Genomic DNA, 20,225 nt, shown 5'->3' with positions numbered 1-20,225 from the left:
AGCGGATACGGTTAGGCGTGTATCCACCAACACATGAACTGATGATCGACACCATCACCGACCTGCTGTCCGCCGACGACAACGCGGCCGACGAGAACACCGAAATCGACCCGACCGGCGAGTCCGACACCGCCGCCGATGGTGGTGCAGCCAGCGAGGCCGACACCACGACCGATGGTGTCGAAGCTTCCGATACTGACACCGCCGACGATGCGCCCGACGCCGACGACACCGCCCCCGTGACCGGCCACACGCCCGCTGATCGACAGGATGCGACCGACAGCCCAGCACCGACGGCCACAGCCGACACCGAGCAGGCGATGGCCGCCGACGGCGGGGTTCAGTCACAGCCCGCACCACAGAGCGCAAACGGTGAGGGGACGGTTGAGCCCGCAACACCCGACATCGATCCGATCGAAGCCGTGGAGGCCAGAGATGACGTGGTTGTGCTTGAAGCCGACCGCCTCGAAGAGATGCAGACCTCGATGCAGGAGCTCGCGGCGGCGGCCGCTCAGATCACCGACAGCACCGAGGAGGTCAACAGCATCGCCAGCGAACAGGCGGAAAATATGTCGCAGGTCTCAAACGAGGCCTCCGACCTCTCGGCGACGATCGAGGAGATCGCCTCCAGCGCGGATCAGGTACGCGCCGAAAGCGACAACGCCCGCGAGTTGGCCGAGGAGAGCCAGGCGGCCGCCAACGACGCCATCGACGCGATGGACACCGTCGACGAGGCCGCCGGCGAGGTTGCCGACGACATCACCGACCTGCGGGAGCGCGTCGAAAACATCGACGAGATCGTCGCCGTCATTCAGGATATCGCCGAGCAGACGAACCTGCTGGCGCTCAACGCCTCGATCGAGGCCGCACGGGCGGGCGATGCCGGCGACGGCTTTGCGGTTGTCGCCGACGAGATCAAAACGCTCGCCGAGGAGACCCAAGAGCAGGCTGTCGACATCGAGGAGATGGCCAACCGGATCAAGAACAACACCGACGAAACGGTCGCAAGCATCGACGAGGCCAACGAGCAGATCGAGGACGGCCTCGGCAAGGTCGACACCGCCATCGAGAGCCTCGACCGGATCGGCGACGCGGTCGGCGAGATCAACGCCGGCATCAAGGAGGTTGCCGACGCGACCGACGAGCAGGCCGCCAGCACCGAGGAGATCGCCGCGATGACCGACGACGCCAACGACAACGCCCGGCTGCTGGCCGACGAGATGGACGAGCTTGCCGCGGCCAGCCAAGAACAGACCAGCATGGTCAGCGAGATCGCCACCCACGTCGAGGCGGTCAGCGAGGAGTACACCGTCGACTTCGAGGCCAGCCGCAACTAAGGAGGAAGTATGAGCGACACCACACAGGTACTCACGTTCACGCTGGGCGAGGAGGAGTACTGCGTCCCGATCGATTACGTCGCCGAGATCGTCGGCGGCGATACGGTGCGATCGGTGCCGAACACCGAGGCCCACGTCGAGGGTGTGACCGACCTTCGCGGAGAGACGACCACGATCGTCGACCCCAGCACGCTGCTGGAGGTCGACACCGGGCAGCTGCTGACCGACGGCGGCGAGGCAACCGAGCGGATCATCGTCCTCGATGCCGACGCCCTCGGCACCGAGTCGCCGGTCGGCTGGCTCGTCGAGGAGGTACGAGAGGTCAGCGAGGTTGCCGGCGACGCGCTCGATGCCGGCAGCGTCACCGACAGCCCGTTTCTCCGGGGCTTCCTGAAAGACGACGAGGATGACAGCTTCACCCTGTGGCTCGATCCACATGAACTGACCGCCTGAGACGACCCCGACCCTGCTGACACGCGATTCACCACACTCCCTTTCATTCATACTCATGAACGCGACCACACGCCAACCGACAGAAAACCCAAGCGGTGCGTCAACGACGACCGACACGACAACTGCAGACGGTACCGATCCACTTGCGGACTCGCTGGCGACCGCCGAGCGAGCGCGCGACACCGACACGTCACCACCGAGCACGGAATCAGCGACGACTCCGGCGACATCGATCGAGACACCACCAGCCGAGTCGACAACGGCCGACGCAGCGACCGACGAGGTGTCGATTCCGCCCCGGCTCCCCGACCCGGAGACGACGATCTACCGGGATTCGACGACCGTGATCCGACTGCTGCAGACCGAGACGATGACCGATGCGGTCGAGGTGAGACTGTATCGCGCCGCCGCCGGCACCGATTCGGCGTCGACCACGATGGCGACCGACGGCGGCCGGCGGGAGTCCCTCGACGCGCTGCCGGCGGCAACGCGACAGCGATTCGAGACCGCTGTCGACACCGTCGCCGATCGGTTCGATCTCGCGGTCGACGATGATGGTCGACTCCGGGCGCGCCGCGACGACCACGGCCGGGCTGGGGTTCTCGAATTCGCCGCCCGGCTCACCGACCGGTGAGAAATTAACTCGATTTGTACTTCCAGTAAATTTATACCCCTGTCGCCGCAATGTGCTGGTGATGCCCCAGATCACCGTTTCCGACGACCTGTACCGACAGCTCGAAGCCGAATCGCTTGACGCAGACATCAGCGACACGCTCTGGAAGATGGTTGGTTCCTACCGACGCGCCAATAATCCTGAGTCGGATACGGCCTGATCGGCTCGGTTCTGTCCTCCGCCGATAGTCCTCGCTGACCGCGAACAGTTTTGACGCCACGGCCGAACTGGGTAGTGTGGCCGACAGCCTGCTGCTGACAGTCGTTGCCATCTTCGCGGTCGGGATCGCCGGCCAGCTGCTCGGCGGTCGGCTGCGCGTGCCGAGTGTCATCTTCTATCTGGGTGGCGGGCTGCTCCTCGGCGAGGTCGGGATCGGGCTGATCAGCCTCGAAACGTTCGGCGCCGGGTTGACGACGGTCGTCGGCCTCAGCGTGGCGGTCATCGTCTTCGACGGGGCCTTCGCGCTGCGGCTCGACCGCATCCGCGCCGCGGAAACCGCCTCCCTGCGCTTGGTGACGATCGGCGCGCTGATCACGCTGGTCGGGACGGCCGTGACCGTCCGCCTGCTGACCGGCACGGCGTGGGATCTCGCCTTCCTCATCGGCGCGCTGCTCGTCGCAACCGGCCCGACGGTCATCACGCCGATCGTCACCGTCGTCCGGCTCCGGCCGCACGTCTCGGCGGCCCTCGAAACCGAGGGGATCGTCAACGACGTGACCGCGGCGATCCTCGCGGTCGTCATCTTCGAGGAGATCCTGCTGCGGGAGGCCTTCGGGCCGAACACGGTCGTCGCCTTTGCCGAACGGCTCGGGGTCGGCGTCGCCAGCGGGCTGCTGGCTGCCGGGGCGACCTACTATCTGCTCCGCGAGGAGCTGCTGCCGGGCGACGGCACCCGGGCGGCGCGGTTTACCGTCCTGCTGGCGGCCATCGGTGCCTACGGCGTCGCCGACACGGTCTCCGCGGAAGCGGGGGTCGCGGCGGTCGCAACCGCCGGGCTCGTCCTCGCCAACGTCGAGATCCCCCATCGGGAGACCATCGAGTCGTTCACCGAGGACATGACGCTGCTGTTGCTCGCCTTCGTCTTCGTCTCGCTGGCGGCGTTGGTTGATGTCGAGGCCGTCGCCGGACTGGGGCTGGCCGGGGTCGCCCTCGTGGCCGTGATCATGCTGGTGCTTCGGCCGCTGGTCGCGTTCATTTCGACGGCCGGCATCGAGCAGTTCACCCGGCCGGAACGGCTCTTCCTGTCGGCGGTCGGGCCACGAGGGATCATCCCGGCGAGCGTGGCGACGCTGTTCGGGATCGAACTCGCTGCCGGCGGCGACGAGGCCGCCGCGGCCACGCTGCTCGGTGCCGTTTTCATCGTTATCTTTGCGACCGACGCCATCGAGGCGGGCTTTGCCCGACAGATCGGCGACGCACTCGGAGTGACACCAATGCGCATGATAATCGTCGGCAGCGGCCGGGTCGGCCGGTCGCTCGCCACCCAACTGGAGAGTCGAAACGAGTTCGTTGTGCTCGTCGACATCGACGAAGCCAACTGTGAGACTGCCCGCGAGGAAGGGTTCCAAGTCGTCTGCGGCGACGGCACCGACGCCGCCACCCTCACAAAAGCTGGCATCGACGAAGCGAAGGGCCTCGTTGCCGCCACCGGCGACGACGATATCAACCTGCTCGTCTGTCAGACGGCGATGACGAAGTTCGGCCTTGACGATGTGTACGCAAGGGTCAACAACCCCGACAATGTCGAGCAGTTCGAAGCCCTCGGCGTCGGTGCTGTCGACGAACCACAGGCGGCCGCCTACGCGTTGGACAACCAGATCGAGCGGCCGGCACTGGCTCGCTGGATGAACGATCTCGGTGACGCCCACGATATCATCGAGATCGAGATGACCGCCGAACACATCGCCGGCAAATCGATTCGGGAGCTCACCGACGAGATCCCCGGCGGCTGTCTCATCGCCGAGATCGGCCGCGGCGAGGACGCCCACGTGCCCGATGCCGACGAAACCATCGAGTATGGCGACCGGATCACGTTCCTCGGCGATTCCGCCGCGGTGAAGAAAGCGGTTGGTCGGTTTCATCCGCACGACTGAGGCGAGATCGATTTAGCGTGACCGCCAGCCGTCAGTGCTCATGGTCGTCTTGATCCATCATCTCAACGACCTCCTCACGGGAGACGAGTTCGGCGTCACCGGATCGGAGATCGTGTTCGCTCGCCGCGATCTGTTTCCACCCTTCCCGCGAGAAGGCAGGGTGTTTCACCGCATCGCGGGCGGCATACCGGAGGAACTCGCTTCTGGAGTTGAACCCCTCCTCTTTCCATGTCGTGTCGATATCGTCGAGAAACGCCTTACTGAGCCGGAGATTGATCTGTACGGTTTCCGGATCGTCGGGGCCGTCTGCGGAATCGGTTTCTGACATATACGCATGCTTTACGTGGCTATATGCCTGAACCTTGGCTCCGGGCGATTCGGTCAAGAGAGGATCATTCGGTGTCGACGCCGAGTCGCTGGAGTCGTTCGCGCCGGTCTTCGCGTGCGGTCGCGTTGGCCTCGGCGAGGAGGTCGCGGTGCTGGTCAGCCTCGGCGGCCGAGGCATCGCCCGCGAACGCCAGCAGGGAGTAGTCGCTGGTGAGCCGATCGATCGCCTCCGAAAACGTCTCGTCGTCACGTTTGTGGGCCGCGATCCGCTCGTAGACCTCTTCATCGAGGCGGACTGATTTCGTGCCCATGTGTATACGGTCGTATATGAGCGGCATGAGGCTTTGGTCGTGGGTGGTATGAGCGTTCTCGAAGCTAAATCGCTCGACAACGACAGTAACAACATGCTCTGGACGATGGTCAGATCCTGTCGACGAGCAAACAATTCGGAATGCGACACTGTTTGAAAACAGGTTATTATGATAGTTTCAGAGATTCTGCCCGAATTTTATTATTTACCTCACGTGCTATTTTGTTATCCAATATATAAAGATGCCATACACCAAAAAGAAAGAAGCCAAGAAAAGAACCGAAGTAAACAGGAGTGACTCTTTGATTGACCATCTGAGAATGCCAAGGGTTGCGAGAAACCCAGTCACTGATAGAGACAGAACCATATAAATAAACAATTTTGACAATTTATTCTGCCTTTTGTCTGATATTTCATCGAATACACCTTCATTTTTAACAAAATTTGCTGTTAAAAAGACAACAGGTAGTAGCAATCCAGTTACCTGTAGCAAAGTAAGAGCAATATCATTCAATTCAGCTGGCACTGTCTAGTTGAGCACCTCCTCAGCAGGAGTTTGTCCGTCGAGAGCTTGATTGGGTCGCTGTCGGTTGTAATGATATTTGAACCGGTTCAGCCAGCGGCGTGCGCTGGCTGAACTGCCCATCCAGATCGAGTGAAAGCGGTCGATTCGCATTGTCACCGTTTGGAACCATTTCTCGATGTAGTTGCGGTCATTGTAGTCGAGATGACCGCTGAGATTGTGCCGAGCAAGAGCAGTCAGATAACCCATGCCGTCGACGAGGAATTCAGCGTCGTCGAGCTCATGAATTTCAGTAAGTCGATGGAGAAACGCCGCCGCGGGGTCAGTCCCGCGGCGGCTGTACACGTCGATGTCGAGGATACATTTTGAGTCTGTATCGATGGCTGCGTACAGCCATTTTGCTTCACCGTCGACCTCGATTTGTTTCTCATCGACAGCGACCCGCGACGGTTCCACCGTCGGCGGGTCTGATTGTGTTTCGGCGAGATCGTGCGTCCAGTTCCACACAGCTCCATGAGAGCGATCAATCCCGAGTAAATCAAAGACAGCGACGACCTCCCGAAGCGACAATCCCATCGAGTGAAGCCGCACCCCGAACACCCGCACGGGTGTCGGGGTGCGCTCGTTCTCCCAAACATCTTGCTCTGGGAGATCTATCGTCTCTCTGAGCAGGTCTGCGAGTGTCATGGTCACCACTCACTATGGCCTGCTCATTGCTCAAACTCACTGAACTAGACAGTGCCATTCAGCTATACTTGTCATGTATTAGTGATTTTTGTTGTGAGGTACTAATTCCTTCGGTGAGATTAGAATCAGATCATAGAATGTGTTCTCAGACTTTTTACTGACAAAGTATTGACATTAAATTGAGCGTTAGTTATAATCTCGCCAACGATACCCGCACTCCTTACATTTGAAAAATCTAGTCGGCGGTTCATCGGCCGCACCGGTCTGTTTGATCGTGTACCACGCTTCGCCGTGGCCGCACTCCTCGCATGTCACGTCGTCAGCGGTCGGTTTCCCCTCGAACTGGTCGTTTTCGGCGGTTTCGATGAGCTCCTCGCCGCTCTGTTCGGTCGTCGAGACGAAGGCGTCGGCGCGCTCGTCGTCGCGGTCGGCGGTCGCCCCACAGTCGTCGTTGGTGCAGACCATCGCGCCGTCCTGAGAGACCATCATCGTGCCGCACTCGTCGCAAAACTGCATACTCGCGCTACTGGCCGGGGCGGTTTAATCTCGTTGTCCGCGGTCGAAGATCGGCCCGTCGGCGGTGACAGCCGGGCAGTTGGCGACGTGAAACCGCCCGTCGTGGAGCGTTTCGAGAATATCGGTGTCGGCGTTGGTACACGCACCCGCCGACTCATCGAACTGCGGACACTGCTGGCAGTAGGCGGTCGGTTCGATGAAAGCTGTCGTCCCCGCGATCACCTGTGTCGGTGTGGTGGTCGATGGCGACGAGATATCCGTCTCACCCGGCGCGCTCTCGGTGACGTCCCGCCACGGCACCTCGCTGTCGGTCGCCGTTCTCTCGCTGTCACCCCCAGTTGCGTCGTCGGCTGGCTTGTGATCCGTCATGTGATACCGCAACACACACCTAGTAGTTAAGATTTCGGACATACTAGTTCGTTGATCACTCCGAAAAGGAGACTCAGTGGATCTTCCGGACGTTGCTCAGATCGTAGCCCCGATCGTGCAGCTCGCTTTCGAAGGCGGCGATCTCGTCTCGATCCAGCCGATCGAGCGCGCCGGGAAGCTCCCGGATCGACAGCAGCCGTGCGCGCTGTGAGCCGCCGGTCTCCCAGGAAAACGACAGCGTTCCGGTCGCTGCCGCCGAGAGGCTGCCCAGTTGGGGGTCGGTCACCGCCTCCGCGTCGGCGACGACGAGCACCAGCCCACCGCGGTCGGTAACCAGCCGGGTCAGCCCACGAAGCAGGCGGACGACAGCCTCCCACGACACCGTCTCGTCGGGCAGATCATCGAGATCGGTGATCGCGTCGATCACGACGAGGTTCCCGCCGACAGCGTCGTCCAGCGACGCCCGCAACACCGAGAGGATTCCAGCTGTGTCGGGCGCGTTGTGACCCCCGCTGTCGGTCATCGAGCGTGTGTCGCCGTCCGTCTCGGTCTCGTCGGCAGCGGCGTCAGGTCGCTCCTCGCCCTTGCCGTCGTCTGTGATCGCCCGCACATCCTCGGCGTACTCGAACGGATCTGTCGCGTCGATCTCCTCGACGGTGTCGACACCGGGCAGCGTCGACACCTGCTCGTCGTGTTGGTACCACGCGTCCGGCACGTCGGTCGCCTCGAAGTAGGGCTGGGAGAGATCGTGGTGGGTGATCCCGTCGGTCGCCTGGGCGGCGATCTCGCTGCTGACGGTCTCGGTCAGCGTCGCCTCTAGGGAGTCGGCCGTCGCGGCCACCGAGAGATAGTGGACGGTCGCGGGGACGATCACCCCCTCGTGGTCGATCCCGCGGTAGTGGTGTTCGAAGGCGGCGTTGTTGGTTGTCGCCAGAGCGTTGATCGCCGCGCTGGTGTGGGCGAACTTCCGGCCGCCAGCCCCAGGTTCGGTCGCCAACAGTACGACGCTGCCCGTGGGGACACCCCCATCGAGCATCGAATCCAGCCGGGAGACGCCGAACGGCATATCGACCATAGAAGCTGATTCGGCTACGCCCGTTTAGCCGTTACGTCGATCGCGTCGCCAGCAACGCGCGCGCCGTGGTTGCGCCCCGCAACGACCTGTACGTCGCCGTCGATCCCGGCCGCCTCAAGCGCCGTCCGGCCGGCCTCGCGGGCCGCGTCGGCGTGGGCGGCGTCGGTGATCCCGTAGACGGTCGGCCCCCACGAGGACTGGCCGGCCCCGTAGATCGCCGGCGATCCCGACAGCGCGTCGACGAGTTCGCCGATCGGCGGCCGGTAGACGCCACCCTGCTCGTCGGCGTACCACGCGCCGTTGAGCCGGCCGATCTCGGCGACCGCCTTCCCAAATCGGTCGGCGTCGCCGGCGGCGATCGCGGGCAACACCCGCCGGGTGAGCAGCCCCGAGATCCGATCGGCGATCGCCGGCTCGGCGCGCTCGATGGCCGCCCGGATGCTGTCGTCCTCCAGGTCGCCGCTGCGCCCCGGCTCGCTGTCGGGAACGACGAGTAAAAATCGCCAGTCGTCGGGAACCGGGTGGCGGGCGGCGACCGGCGGCACGATCCAGTCGCCGTCCTGCGGACGGTCGGTGGTAAACCGCGCGGTCGGATGGCCGCCGTCGAGGACGAAGCCGCCGGCCTCGAAGGTGGCGACGCCGATCCCCGACCGTCCGCCGCGGCCGAGGGCGGGGGCGATCTCCCGAACTGCGATCCCCTTGTCGTACGCGCCGGCGACCGCCGTGGCGACAGCAAGCGCCTGTTGGGTGCCGCTGCCGAGGCCGACATGTGCCGGGAGCTGTTGGTCGACGGTCAGCGCGACGCCGTCGACACCGAGCTGCTCACAGACCGTTTCGGCGACTGACTCGATCGCTGCCGGCGTGGCAACGGTGTCGGCCGGCGTCGCCGACAGCGAGACCGTCGGCGCTGCGAGGGCGACCCCGAGGCCGCCGTAGAGTCGGCTGTGTGACAGCGAGAGATTGCCAAAGCCGAAATGGAGCCGCCCGCCGACGGCGACCTGCGTCATACCCGTGGTTGGGCATGCGGTGGTATTCGGGTTTCGGCAGCGGCAGCGATCGGGGGTAGAGCCGCTCGCTCAACAGAACCGGTCGAGGAACGTGTTGACATCCGCGTCGCTGCCGGCAACGACGAGCCGATCGCTCCGTTCCAGCTGGAATGTCGCTTTCAGTTCCGTCAGCGTGCGGCCGTCGCGCTCGACGGCGACGACCGTACAGCCGGTTTCCTCCCGGATCGCCGCGCTGGCCAGCGTCTCACCGGCCAGCCCCGGGGCGGTCGTTTTCACGATCTCAACGTTGGTCTCGATGCCGAGAATCTCCTCGTCGGCAAGCACCAACGACGCGATCGACCGGCCGCTGACCGTCGCCAACGAGAGGACATAGTCTGCGCCCGCACGGTATGTTTTCGGGACGGCAGCCCCGGTCTCGGCGCGGGCGATTATCTCTGTCTCCGGGTCGAGTTCGCGGACGATCAGTGTCGCAAACTCGGTGGCGGTCTCATCGGGGACCGCCAACACGACCGACTCGGCAGTTTCGATATCGGCGGCGGTAAGCGTCTCAGTGACCGTTGCGTCGCCGACGACATCGACTCCGTCTTTCGATTCAATATCGACGACGGTATGGGTGATATTGGCCGCCGACAGTAGCTCTGAGACTGTTTGGCCGACCTGTCCGTAGCCGACGACGACAACGCGCCCACGACCGAACTGTCGAATCCGCGAGCCGGTGGCGGTGCGGAGTCGGTCGAGGGCGGCCCGATCACCGGTCACCAACAGCGTCATCCCGCGTTCCAGCGGGGTGTCCAACGGCGGTGGCGTCTCGAAGTCACCCTTGTGCCACGCGCCGACAACGTTGACGTTGTACCGGTCACGAATGTCGCTGTCGGCCAACGTCTGGCCAGCCAGTTCGCTGTCAGCCCGCACGGTGATCTCGGCGATCTCGAAATCCTCGCCCAACTGGATCGAGTCCCCGAGATCGGTTTCGATGGCGGTTGTCACCTTCCGGGCCAACCCCTCCCCAAGCAGTTGTCGGGGCGTGACGACATGGTCGGCCCCAGCGAGGTCGTGGTAAGCGGTGAGCGAGGGATCTTCGACGACGCTGACGACGGTCACGTCCTCGGTGACCTCGCGGGCCGCAAGGACGATGCTGGCGTCGACGCGATCCGAGACATCGGCGACGAGGGCGCGGGCCGCGCCGAGATTGGCGTCCCGAAGGTCGGCGGCCGACTGTGGATCGGCGTGGATGACGGTATAATCGTCACCGTAGAGTTCGGCCGCCCGCTCGTGATCCGGTTCGACGAGCACGTAGTCAACATCCTTCGAGTCGAGTTCGGCGATCAGCTCCCGGGCTCGTGGCGTATACGTGCAGATGACGACATGATCGCTGTGCTCGTCGTCGACGGCGGTCGGCACCGAGACCGAAAACGCATCCCGAAACCACGGCAGCAACACGGCCGGCAAGGCGAGAAAGAACAGGCCGACGCCGGTGAGATCCAACAGCACGACCAGCGCGTTCATCTCCGGACTCTTCCAGGGGGCGTCCGAGCCGTAGCCGGTGGCGGTGATCGTCTCAACGACGACCTGTACCGAGTGAAACAGCGAGATCTCCGTCCCCGGTGGCGGGTAGGGGCCGGGCTCGAAGGTGCGCATCCCAACGTCGTAGACGACGGCCATGACCGCGACAAAGACGACGACAAAGACGACGAAGTAGGCAACCCGCCTCCGGAGACTTCGCATACCCGAGCAATGTGGCGATCATAGAAAACATCCCCGTCTGATCGCGGTCGTCGGCAGTACGCTTTTGCTGTCGGGCCGCGAATCGGCAGGTATGGCCGACAGCGGCGTCCAGCGTGTCGCTCACGACCTCCTCGGCGAGCCACACATCCGCGGGCGGCGGATCAGCGTCCGTCAGGTCGCCGCCCTCGTCGAGGAACGGGACACCGAACCCGAGACGGTCGCCGACCGGTTCGACCTCGACGTAGCCGACGTGTATCACGCGCTGGCGTACTACCACGACCATCCGGGCGAGATGGAGGCCGTCAAGCGTGAGCGGGCGGAAGCGATCGCGGCGTTCAGGGAAGAAATCGAGCGACCGGACGGTGTCGATCCGGTGACGGCGAACTGAACACTGAAATACAAACATCCGACAGTTCGTCAGCCCCATCGAAACCGTTTTGATGAAACCTGCCACACAGTCGGTATGCCACCGGAACCGACCACCGAATACGACCCCACGCTGGGGGAGAAGTTTATTTTCGTCACAGGCGGCGTGATGTCCGGGCTCGGCAAGGGGATCACCGCTGCGAGCACCGGCCGTCTGCTGGCCAACGCCGGCTTCGATGTGACCGCGGTCAAGGTCGACCCCTATCTCAACGTCGACGCCGGAACGATGAACCCCTACGAGCACGGCGAGGTGTACGTCCTCAAGGACGGCGGCGAGGTCGATCTCGATCTCGGCAACTACGAACGCTTCCTCGGGATCGACATGACCTCCGACCACAACGTGACGACGGGGAAAACCTACCAGAGCGTCATCGAGGCCGAACGCGCCGGCGACTACCTCGGCAAAACGGTTCAGATCATCCCCCACGTGACGGATGACATCAAACGCCGCATCCGCGAGGCCGCCGAAGGCACCGACGTCTGTATCGTCGAGATCGGCGGCACCGTCGGCGACATCGAGTCGATGCCGTTCCTCGAATCCCTCCGGCAGTTTGCCAGCGAGGAACGCGACGACGATCTGCTCTTTATGCACGTCACGCTCGTTCCCAACTCGATGAACGGCGAGCAGAAAACGAAGCCGACCCAACACAGCGTCAAGGAACTGCGATCGATCGGCCTCCAGCCCGATATCCTCGTCGGGCGCAACGAGGAACGCCTCGCCGAGAAGACAAAGACGAAGATCGCCCGCTTCTGTGATGTTTCGACCGATGCTGTCTTCTCAAATCCCGATGTCGACGATATCTACAAGGTGCCGTTGATGGTCGAAGACGAGGGGCTCGACGAGTACGTGATGGAGCGGCTCGGCATCGCCGCCGACGCCGTCCCGAAAGCCGATCGCTCCCAGCGCTGGCGAGAGCTTGTCACCCGCGAGCGCAGCGGGACGGTCGAGATCGCACTGGTCGGCAAATACGGGCTGGAAGATGCCTACATGTCGATCCACGAAGCCCTGAAACACGCCGGCATCGAACGTGAAACCGATGTTGAGGTGTTGTGGGTCGATGCCGACGAGATGGCGGACAAACACGCAGAACGGATGGAATCAGCCGACGGGATCATCGTTCCCGGTGGCTTCGGCTCCCGTGGCGCGGAAGGCAAGATCGACGCCGTCCGCTACGCCCGCGAAAACGACGTGCCGTTCCTCGGCCTCTGTCTGGGCTTCCAGATGGCCGTCATCGAGCAGGCCCGCAACGTCCTCGGCCTTGATGGGGCACACTCCGCCGAGATCGACGAAAACACGCCGCATCCCGTCATCGACATCCTCCCCGAACAGAAGGAGATCGACGACATGGGCGGAACGATGCGGCTCGGTGCCCACGAAACCCAGATCGACCCCGACACGCTGGCCGCCGAGATCTACAACGCGGACTCCTGTACCGAACGGCACCGCCATCGCTACGAGGTCAACCCCGAATATATCGACGAACTCCAGTCCGAGAACATGGTTTTCTCCGGCGTCTCGGGCCGCCGGATGGAGATCCTCGAACTCGACGACCACCCGTTCTTCCTCGGGACGCAGTTCCACCCCGAGTTCCGCTCCCGACCGGATCGGGCCAGCCCGCCGTTTGTGAGCTTCCTCGATGCGGTGATGGAACGCAGCGAGACAGACAGCAGCGAGACACCGACCAGCACCGACCCCGACGACGCAGCCGACGACACCGAAACCGAGGCGACCATTTAGATGGTAGACCCAACCGAGTTCATCGACGAGGCAGTCGAATCGATCAGCGAGCAGATCGGCGACGACAACGCGATTATCGCGCTGTCGGGCGGCGTCGACTCCTCCGTGGCAGCGACGCTGGCCTACGAAGCCGTCGGCGAGCAGCTCACGCCCGTCTACGTCGACACCGGCCTGATGCGGAAGGGCGAAACCGAGCAGATCCGCGAGACGTTTTCCTTCATGGATTCCCTCCAGATCGTCGATGCCCGCGAGCGGTTCCTCGACGCCCTCGAAGGGGTCACTGACCCCGAAGAGAAGCGCAAGGTCATCGGCGAGCAGTTCATCCGCGAGTTCGAACGCGAGGCCAAGGAAACCGACGCCAAGCAGTTGGTGCAGGGAACGATCTATCCCGACCGCATCGAGTCGGAAGGCAATATCAAATCCCACCACAACGTCGGCGGGCTGCCCGAGGTGGTCGACTTCGAGGGGATCGTCGAACCAGTCCGGGAGCTCTACAAGGACGAAGTCCGGGAGGTCGCCCGCGAACTCGACCTCGAAGAGATTATCTCCGAGCGCATGCCGTTCCCCGGCCCCGGCCTCGCGGTGCGGATTATCGGCGAGGTGACACCTGAGAAGGTCGAAGTCGCCCGCGAGTCCTGTCACGTCGTCGAGGAAGAACTCGAAGAGTACGAGCCGTGGCAGGCGTTCGCCGCCGTGATCGGCAAGGCCACCGGTGTCAAGGGCGACAACCGCGTTCATGGCTGGGTCGTCGCCGTCCGGTCGGTCGAGAGCCGCGATGGGATGACCGCCCGCGCCCAGGAGATCGATTGGCAGACGCTCCAGCGCATTCAGAGCCGCATTACGGGTGAAAACGACAACGTCGCCCGCGTCGTCTACGACGTGACCCACAAGCCGCCGGCGACAATCGAATACGAGTGATGAGCGAGACCGCAATCGTCGCCGGCCAGGATCCCGACGGGCTGGGCGACGCCCTGGCCGATGAGGGGTTCAGCGTCACCCGGATTGAAGATGTCGTGTCGTCGTCGACGCTGGAGGCCGCCGGCATCGACGACGCCGCGATGGTGGTGCTGACCGATGTGGGAGAGGCCAGCGGGATTCCTGTGGCCAAGGAGTTGAACCCTGAGGTGCGCGTGATCGTCTACAGCGAGCAGTCGCTACCGGAGGTCGCAACGCGGCAGACGGACTTGGCCGTCGATCCCGCGCTGTTGGACGTGAGCGTCGTCGCCGAAGAGTTGGCTGGCAGCGCTCAGTAACTCCTATAAAATTCTGTTGACGCTTGTTCTGAGTTGTAATCCGGCGAAAACGGGCGCAACTGTGGCTAAAACGCGGTAATTCGAAGCGACTGCTATCCGGGTTGAAGTAGGTACCGCCAGTAGGCCGGATCGCAATGAACCGAACCACGATCATGGCTGTAGTGATGGCTGTCTGCCTGCTGGCCGTCCCGATCGCCGCGGGCGCGGTCGCAGCCCAGACCGCCGATGAGGCGACCAATGAGACGGACACGAACGAAACTGACGACAGCGACGACATGTCCGATGACGACGCGTCAGATGATGACGGGTTCGAGGACAATGCGGACGACAGCGATACCGACGAGAACGAAACCGACGATGCCGACGACAACGAAACCGATGTCGAGTTCGCGTACGATACAACGCTCGACAATGGCACGGTCACCGTCTCGGTGACCCAAAACGACTCGGCTGTCGCAAACGCGACCGTCGCGATCAACGGCACCGAGGTGGGTGCGACCGACGAGAACGGCACCGTCGCCTTCGACCTCAACAACCGTTCAGCCATCGACGTGGCAGTGATGGTTGACGGCGTCACCCAGACCACCGTCTACGCGGTCGAGGACGGCTCGCTCGTGGCCCAAGACGACGAGGGCCCGCCGACAGCGATGCCGGAGCCGGTGCCTGATCAGGTCTCAACGATTCACGAGCTCATCAGCGCGTTCCAGAACGGCGAGTACGACAAACTCGGCCCGATCGTCTCCTCGGCAGCCGGCAACGCGCCTGACACACCGGGCAACGGATCGGGGAACGCCTCCGACCGACCGGGCAACGCTGGCAACGCGCCCCCACAGGCCGGCAACGCGGGTAACGCACCCGGGCAAGCCGATCGCGGTGCTGAGAACGCGCCTGACAACGCCGGCAACGCAGGCAACGCCCCGGATGACGCAGACGCGGCCGACGCTGACGACGATGGTGACAGCGACAGTGACGAGAACGACAGTCCGGGTAACAACGGCATCGGTAACGGCCCGAGCAACGCCGGAAACGGAAATCCGGGCAACAACGGTAACGGAAACGCTGGCAACGGAGGTGGTGCACCCTAATCGGTCGCAGTACGCACACTCTGTGATCGGTGTCACTCCATCCGATCATCTTCCGGGCACGCCCACACGCCACTTGAGGCACTCCACGGCGTGTGGGTATCGTTTCCCGCTGACGGTTCCTCCTCCACGATGCTTGCGATCACGCTTTTGCAACCGTACGTTCGGCTGTTGAGCGATAGAACTCGACGACAGCAACGCAACAAAAACACGTAGCGACCGCTACAAACCCACCGCGTCGACGCGTTATCCGGTGTTTTTCATCCCGGCAGCGATCCCGTTGACCGTCAGCCGGAGGGTTCGCTCCTCGGCTTCGGTGAGATGCGTCTGGCTCAACAGGTGGGTCTGCAGCAGATTCAGCGGATCGACGTAGGGGTTGCGGCGTTCAAGACTATCTTCGAACCACTCACGCCGCAGCAGCGAGCTTCGGCCGGTGATCTCCAGCATATACTCGACGGTCTGTTCGTACTCCGCTTCGAGCCGGGGTTGGAACTCCTCGCGCAGGTCGCTGTCGGCGAGAGCGGCGTACTCGTCGGCGATCTCGAGATCCGTTCGGGCGAGTGCGATCGTCGCCCGATCGAAGGTCGTCCGGAAGAACGGCCACTCCTCGTACATCTCGGCGAGCGTGTCGAGGTCGCCGCCGTCGTCGAGATAGGCGTCGATCCCCGCGGCGATCGAGTACCAGCCCGGCAGGATACACCGCGATTGGGTCCAGGAGAACACCCACGGGATCGCCCGCAGATCCTCGACCGATCGCTCCTCGGAGCGGGAGGCCGGCCGCGAGCCAAGGTTGAGGTTCTCGATCACCGTGATCGGCGTCGCCTGCTCGAAGTAGGAGACGAAGCCATCGGTTTCCAGTAGATCACGGTAGGCCTCGCGGGCGGCGTCGGCCATCGTGTTCATCGCGTCGCACCACTCGTCGGGCACATCTTCGATCGGCTCCTCGATCGCGTTGTGGCGCGCCCGAATCTGGGCGTCAAGCATCTGTTCGAGGTTGCGCTCGGCGATCCGCGGGGTGCCGTATTTCTCGGCGATGACCTCACCCTGCTCGGTGAACTTGACCTGGCCGGTCACGGTCTCGTTGGGCAAGGCGAGCAGCGCGCGGTTCATCGGGCCGCCACCGCGGGAGATCGAGCCGCCGCGGCCGTGGAACATCCGCATCGTGACGCCGTAGTTGTCGGTGATCTCCGCGAGGCGACGCTGGTTGTTGTACAGATCCCAGTTGGCGGCCATAAACCCGTTTTCCTTGTTTGAGTCCGAATACCCAAGCAGGATCTCCTGGGTGTTGCCGCGGATCTCAAGGGCCTGCTTGTAGGCCTCGTTTTCGAACAACGTCCCCATGATCCGGTCGGCCCCGTTGAGCGCGTACTCGGTTTCAAGCAGGGGAACGATGTCGATGCCGACATGCTCGGGCAGCGAGACCACATCGACCTGATCGGCGAGGAAGAGGACTTCGAGGGCGTGGCTGGGCTCCTCGGCCATCGAGATACAGTAGGTGTCGATGGCCTCCATCCCGTACTCTGTCTGCCAGTCGCCGAGCGCGAGGAACCGGTCGATGACCTTCTGGGACTCCTCGCTGAGCTCACCCGGCGACTCCATATCGAGCAGCGGCTCGTCCTGCAGGATGGCGTCGGTCAGCAGCTCGACGCGCTCGTCCTCATCGAGGCCGCGGTAGTCGATCCCCTCGTTTGCGAGAGCCTCATCGAGGGCTTTGGTGTGTTGGATGCGGTGATCACGGAGGTCGAGGCTGGCCAGCGAGAAGCCGAAGGTGTCGACCTGGCGGATCAGCGGCTGGATGAACGTGTCGGCGATGTCGACGCCGCCGTAGGCCCGCAGGCTGGCGTCGACGGTTTCGAGATCCGCCAGCAGCTCCTCGCTATCCTCGTAGCCGCCAGGGCGCACGTCGCCGACCCGATCGAGTCGCTCCCGCATCAGCCCAAACTTCTGGCGGTAGGGCTCCTCGGGGTAGCGTTCCTTGGCTTCCTCGGAGACCGAGGGGAAGCGTTCGATGTCGGCCTCCAGTGAGGAGGTGAACGCGCCGGTCGTCGCATACCGGTCGCCGTCTTGGCTCAACACGGCCGAGAGCCGCTTGAGCCGGGTTTTGTACCGATCGAGGACGATATCCCGCTGGGTTGCCAGCGTCTCGTCGGTCACATCGACGGTGACAAACGGGTTGCCGTCCCGGTCGCTGCCGGCCCACGAGCGAAACTCAAAGAGCTTGGGGATGTCGACATCGGGGTACTCTTCGGTGACGGCCTCCTCGAACTCCGAGTAGACCTCGCCGACGACATCGAACAGCGTGTTTTCGAGATACCACTGGATGTTGCGCGCCTCGTCTTGGGGTTCGGGCTGTCGCTGTCGAACCTGTCGGGTCTGCCAGAGGCTTGTCACCTCGGCGTTGATATCCTCCCAGACATCCTCGGCTTCCTGGTCGGTGAGGTTGTGTTCGTCCAGCGTCTGGAGGTGGTCGGCGATCGAGCGGAGCTTGGCCTTGATCGTTCGGCGGCGGGCTTCCGTCGGATGGGCGGTGAATGTCGGCTCGATCAACACATCCTCAAGGATGCCCTCGACGCTCTCGGCGTCGACATCGGCCTCGGTCAGCGTTTCGACAGTTCGATCAAAGCTGTCGTCGAGGGTGCCTTCCTGAGAGCCTGTCCGCACCGCCCGGACGCGTTCGCGCTCCTCGGCGAGGTTGATGAGCTCGAAGTAGGTGGTAAACGCGCGGGCAACCTCGCCTTCCTCGCCCGGTGAGAGCTGATCGATGGTGTCTCGCAGCTCCTCCCGGGAGTCGATCTCGTCGTCGCGGTAGGCGATCGCTGTCTTCCGGAGGGCTTCGACGGTTTCGAACGCGTCGCTTGAGGTCTGTTCTTTGAGTACGTCACCGAGTAGGGCACCGAGTTCACGGACGTCCTGCCGCACACCTCGGTTGTGCAAAGACATACCGTATGGTAGAACAACCCACTCCTAAAAGTCTCACCACATCGGTTATTCGGACGATTTCGACAGATATACCACGCACGAGGGGACAAGCAGGCTGATTTCGGCTGGTTCGGGGTCAGATATTCGTCATGCTTTTCACGCCTGCGACCAACCCTCGGGTATGAGCGAAGACGACAAATATCCCCCAGAATCCGGGCGACGGCGGTTCGTGAAAGGCGTCGTCGGCGGTGGCGCGCTCGCCGGCGTTGGCGCGACCGGCGCGGTTTCTGTCAACACGCTGACGACCGCCTCAGGTGCGGGTGGTGGGACTGTCGAAGCCCGCGTTATCGAAAACACCGCCGGCCCGGCCCCGCGTGGGATGCCACAGATCCCCATCGAGATCGACGACGACGGCTTCATCAAGGGCATCTGGCCCGAAGTAACAACGGAGAAGCAACAGGGGGTCGAGTTCGAGGTCGCCAAAGCGGAGGATTTCAAGGGGTCGGGTGTCACCTACTCCCAGGAGTGGTTCCAGTACTGCGGGCTTGAATCGAACAATGCCCTCACCCCGAGCTACGAGTCGGACAACTACTTTGTCGCCATCGAAGGATCCGATTACGCGTGGCAACAGGACGCGAAATCCGCGGGCGATCGGTTCAATATCAGCGATTTCGATGATTACACCGAGTGGGGCAACGGGATCGGCCGGGCCGGTCTCGGCAAGCCGGCACAGGCGAAATGGCGATCAGCCGACTCCGAGAATCTCATGCCGGTGGCGATCATCCGCTCGGAGGCGATCGAAAAAGCCGCACAGGATGATCCGTGGCTCGAAGCCAGCACCGACCAAGGCGTCATGGCCTACCTAAACAAGTGTACGCACTTCTGCTGTGTGCCGGGCTACAAGACGATCGGTGGCTCCGCGAACTACGACGCCGAGGATAAGGTCTACTGCCAGTGCCACCAGTCAGTGTATGATCCCTTCTCGGTCGTCAGTTCGATCTACGTCGGCCGGCCGCGACCCGACGACTAACGCCGCAGTGTCGCGCCAGCGTCGCCCAACCCGCGTCTTTTTCAGCGTTCTCCGCCGAAATTGATTATGAGCGACCGCACCGATTTTACCGCCGACCGCGACCGTGCACGGACGCTGCTGGACGACGACGCCATCACCGCGCTCCATCTCGGCGTCATCCGCAACGACGAGACCGTCGACACCGTCGTCGCCAGGGATCCGGCCAGCGACTACGCGCCGAGCATTCACACCCTCTCGTTGTTGGCGACCCACATTCGGGCGGTCGCCGCCGAGGCCGGTGCCGACTACGACGCTGTCGCCGCCGACGCGGCGGCCATCGCCGGTCAACTCGATGAGCTCCCGATCGAAGGGGCAGCCGATGAGGTCGACGAGGCAGTACCCGGTGCTGACGCTCCCACTGATCAAACGAACAGCGTCGACGATGACACAACGCACGAAGAGTGAGCCGTTTGGCAACGGTTTTGTGTCGCGCTGATCGGAGCGTCGTGTATGGATAACAGCCAGGTACCAAAGGGCTCAATCACTGCGAAAGTAGTCGCGTTGCTCGCGTTCGTTGGGTTGCTAGTGCTCGGCATCGCAAACGGCGGCGGGTTCACGGCGGTCGGGATCGCACAGGCGATTCCGGCAGCAGTCGTTGTCGGTGGTGCAATCGTCTGGTTTCTCTGATCGAGCCGATAGATCG

23 protein-coding genes are annotated in these 20,225 nt (G+C 63.2%); 13 read left to right on the top strand and 10 right to left on the bottom strand.

Going from position 1 to position 20,225, the window contains the following annotated elements:
* The first annotated feature begins 41 nt into the window (after positions 1-41).
* The 5 genes from HKK80_RS04725 (at position 42) to HKK80_RS04705 (ending at position 4,556) form a co-directional block, all read left to right on the top strand.
* Positions 42-1,337, top strand: coding sequence for a methyl-accepting chemotaxis protein (locus tag HKK80_RS04725; protein ID WP_411798472.1), 1,296 nt, complete (start codon positions 42-44; stop codon positions 1,335-1,337).
* Positions 1,338-1,346: 9 nt separating this feature from the next.
* Positions 1,347-1,790: a chemotaxis protein CheW gene (locus HKK80_RS04720; RefSeq protein WP_411798471.1), complete on the top strand. Its 444-nt coding sequence runs from the start codon at positions 1,347-1,349 to the stop codon at positions 1,788-1,790.
* Between the two features lie 55 nt (positions 1,791-1,845).
* Positions 1,846-2,424, top strand: coding sequence for a hypothetical protein (locus HKK80_RS04715; RefSeq protein ID WP_411798470.1), 579 nt, complete (start codon positions 1,846-1,848; stop codon positions 2,422-2,424).
* A 61-nt stretch (positions 2,425-2,485) separates the two neighbouring features.
* Entirely contained in the window at positions 2,486-2,623 is a 138-nt protein-coding gene (locus HKK80_RS04710; protein ID WP_411798469.1) for a hypothetical protein, read from the top strand.
* Positions 2,624-2,699: 76 nt separating this feature from the next.
* Positions 2,700-4,556: an NAD-binding protein gene (locus HKK80_RS04705; protein ID WP_411798468.1), complete on the top strand. Its 1,857-nt coding sequence runs from the start codon at positions 2,700-2,702 to the stop codon at positions 4,554-4,556.
* 31 nt (positions 4,557-4,587) lie between these two features.
* Here the strand turns inward: HKK80_RS04705 and HKK80_RS04700 are convergent, their stop codons facing one another.
* The 9 genes from HKK80_RS04700 to HKK80_RS04660 form a co-directional block, all read right to left on the bottom strand.
* On the bottom strand, positions 4,588-4,884 hold the full coding sequence (locus HKK80_RS04700; protein ID WP_411798467.1) for a ribbon-helix-helix domain-containing protein: 297 nt from the start codon (positions 4,882-4,884) through the stop codon (positions 4,588-4,590).
* Between the two features lie 64 nt (positions 4,885-4,948).
* Positions 4,949-5,194 carry an antitoxin VapB family protein gene (locus HKK80_RS04695; protein ID WP_411798466.1) on the bottom strand — a complete coding sequence of 82 codons (246 nt, stop codon included), beginning with the start codon at positions 5,192-5,194 and terminating at the stop codon, positions 4,949-4,951.
* Positions 5,195-5,410: 216 nt separating this feature from the next.
* Positions 5,411-5,719 (bottom strand): hypothetical protein, encoded by a 309-nt coding sequence (locus HKK80_RS04690; RefSeq protein ID WP_411798465.1) that lies wholly within the window; start codon positions 5,717-5,719, stop codon positions 5,411-5,413.
* Positions 5,720-5,722: 3 nt separating this feature from the next.
* A complete protein-coding gene (locus HKK80_RS04685; protein ID WP_411798464.1) occupies positions 5,723-6,403 on the bottom strand; it encodes an IS6 family transposase in 681 nt (226 codons plus the stop codon).
* Between the two features lie 186 nt (positions 6,404-6,589).
* Positions 6,590-6,919 (bottom strand): transcription factor S, encoded by a 330-nt coding sequence (locus tag HKK80_RS04680; RefSeq protein WP_411798463.1) that lies wholly within the window; start codon positions 6,917-6,919, stop codon positions 6,590-6,592.
* Positions 6,920-6,943: 24 nt separating this feature from the next.
* Positions 6,944-7,288, bottom strand: coding sequence for a hypothetical protein (locus HKK80_RS04675; protein WP_411798462.1), 345 nt, complete (start codon positions 7,286-7,288; stop codon positions 6,944-6,946).
* 73 nt (positions 7,289-7,361) lie between these two features.
* Complete coding sequence (locus HKK80_RS04670) at positions 7,362-8,363, bottom strand: RAD55 family ATPase (protein ID WP_411798461.1); 1,002 nt, start codon at positions 8,361-8,363, stop codon at positions 7,362-7,364.
* Between the two features lie 14 nt (positions 8,364-8,377).
* Complete coding sequence (locus HKK80_RS04665) at positions 8,378-9,370, bottom strand: beta-ribofuranosylaminobenzene 5'-phosphate synthase family protein (RefSeq protein ID WP_411798460.1); 993 nt, start codon at positions 9,368-9,370, stop codon at positions 8,378-8,380.
* A gap of 69 nt (positions 9,371-9,439) precedes the next feature.
* Positions 9,440-11,095 (bottom strand): potassium channel family protein, encoded by a 1,656-nt coding sequence (locus tag HKK80_RS04660; RefSeq protein ID WP_411798459.1) that lies wholly within the window; start codon positions 11,093-11,095, stop codon positions 9,440-9,442.
* Between the two features lie 91 nt (positions 11,096-11,186).
* Here HKK80_RS04660 and HKK80_RS04655 point away from each other — a divergent pair, with 91 nt between their 5' ends.
* From HKK80_RS04655 to HKK80_RS04635, 5 genes are all read left to right on the top strand, one after another.
* Positions 11,187-11,483 (top strand): DUF433 domain-containing protein, encoded by a 297-nt coding sequence (locus HKK80_RS04655; RefSeq protein WP_411798458.1) that lies wholly within the window; start codon positions 11,187-11,189, stop codon positions 11,481-11,483.
* Positions 11,484-11,558: 75 nt separating this feature from the next.
* A complete protein-coding gene (locus HKK80_RS04650; protein WP_411798457.1) occupies positions 11,559-13,259 on the top strand; it encodes a CTP synthase in 1,701 nt (566 codons plus the stop codon).
* The gene (gene guaA / locus HKK80_RS04645) at positions 13,260-14,177 is read left to right on the top strand and encodes a glutamine-hydrolyzing GMP synthase (RefSeq protein ID WP_411798456.1); all 918 of its coding nucleotides are present in this window, start codon (positions 13,260-13,262) and stop codon (positions 14,175-14,177) included.
* Positions 14,177-14,512 (top strand): CTP synthetase, encoded by a 336-nt coding sequence (locus HKK80_RS04640; RefSeq protein WP_411798455.1) that lies wholly within the window; start codon positions 14,177-14,179, stop codon positions 14,510-14,512. Before guaA ends, HKK80_RS04640 begins: the two co-directional genes overlap by 1 nt.
* Before the next feature lie 134 nt (positions 14,513-14,646).
* Complete coding sequence (locus HKK80_RS04635) at positions 14,647-15,597, top strand: hypothetical protein (RefSeq protein WP_411798454.1); 951 nt, start codon at positions 14,647-14,649, stop codon at positions 15,595-15,597.
* A gap of 243 nt (positions 15,598-15,840) precedes the next feature.
* On the opposite strand, the gene ppc is transcribed toward HKK80_RS04635, so the two are convergent.
* The gene (gene ppc, locus HKK80_RS04630; RefSeq protein WP_411798453.1) at positions 15,841-18,534 is read right to left on the bottom strand and encodes a phosphoenolpyruvate carboxylase; all 2,694 of its coding nucleotides are present in this window, start codon (positions 18,532-18,534) and stop codon (positions 15,841-15,843) included.
* Between the two features lie 160 nt (positions 18,535-18,694).
* Here ppc and HKK80_RS04625 point away from each other — a divergent pair, with 160 nt between their 5' ends.
* From HKK80_RS04625 to HKK80_RS04615, 3 genes are all read left to right on the top strand, one after another.
* Entirely contained in the window at positions 18,695-19,543 is an 849-nt protein-coding gene (locus HKK80_RS04625; RefSeq protein ID WP_411798452.1) for a ubiquinol-cytochrome c reductase iron-sulfur subunit, read from the top strand.
* 66 nt (positions 19,544-19,609) lie between these two features.
* Complete coding sequence (locus HKK80_RS04620) at positions 19,610-19,987, top strand: hypothetical protein (protein ID WP_411798451.1); 378 nt, start codon at positions 19,610-19,612, stop codon at positions 19,985-19,987.
* A gap of 45 nt (positions 19,988-20,032) precedes the next feature.
* Complete coding sequence (locus HKK80_RS04615; protein WP_411798450.1) at positions 20,033-20,209, top strand: hypothetical protein; 177 nt, start codon at positions 20,033-20,035, stop codon at positions 20,207-20,209.
* The last annotated feature ends 16 nt before the right edge of the window (positions 20,210-20,225 follow it).

It is taken from the genome of Halonotius sp. F2-221B (assembly GCF_046719765.1).
Classification (GTDB): domain Archaea; phylum Halobacteriota; class Halobacteria; order Halobacteriales; family Haloferacaceae; genus Halonotius.
Note: the sequence above shows the minus strand (reverse complement) of the source record. Positions and strands in the feature narration are given on the sequence as shown.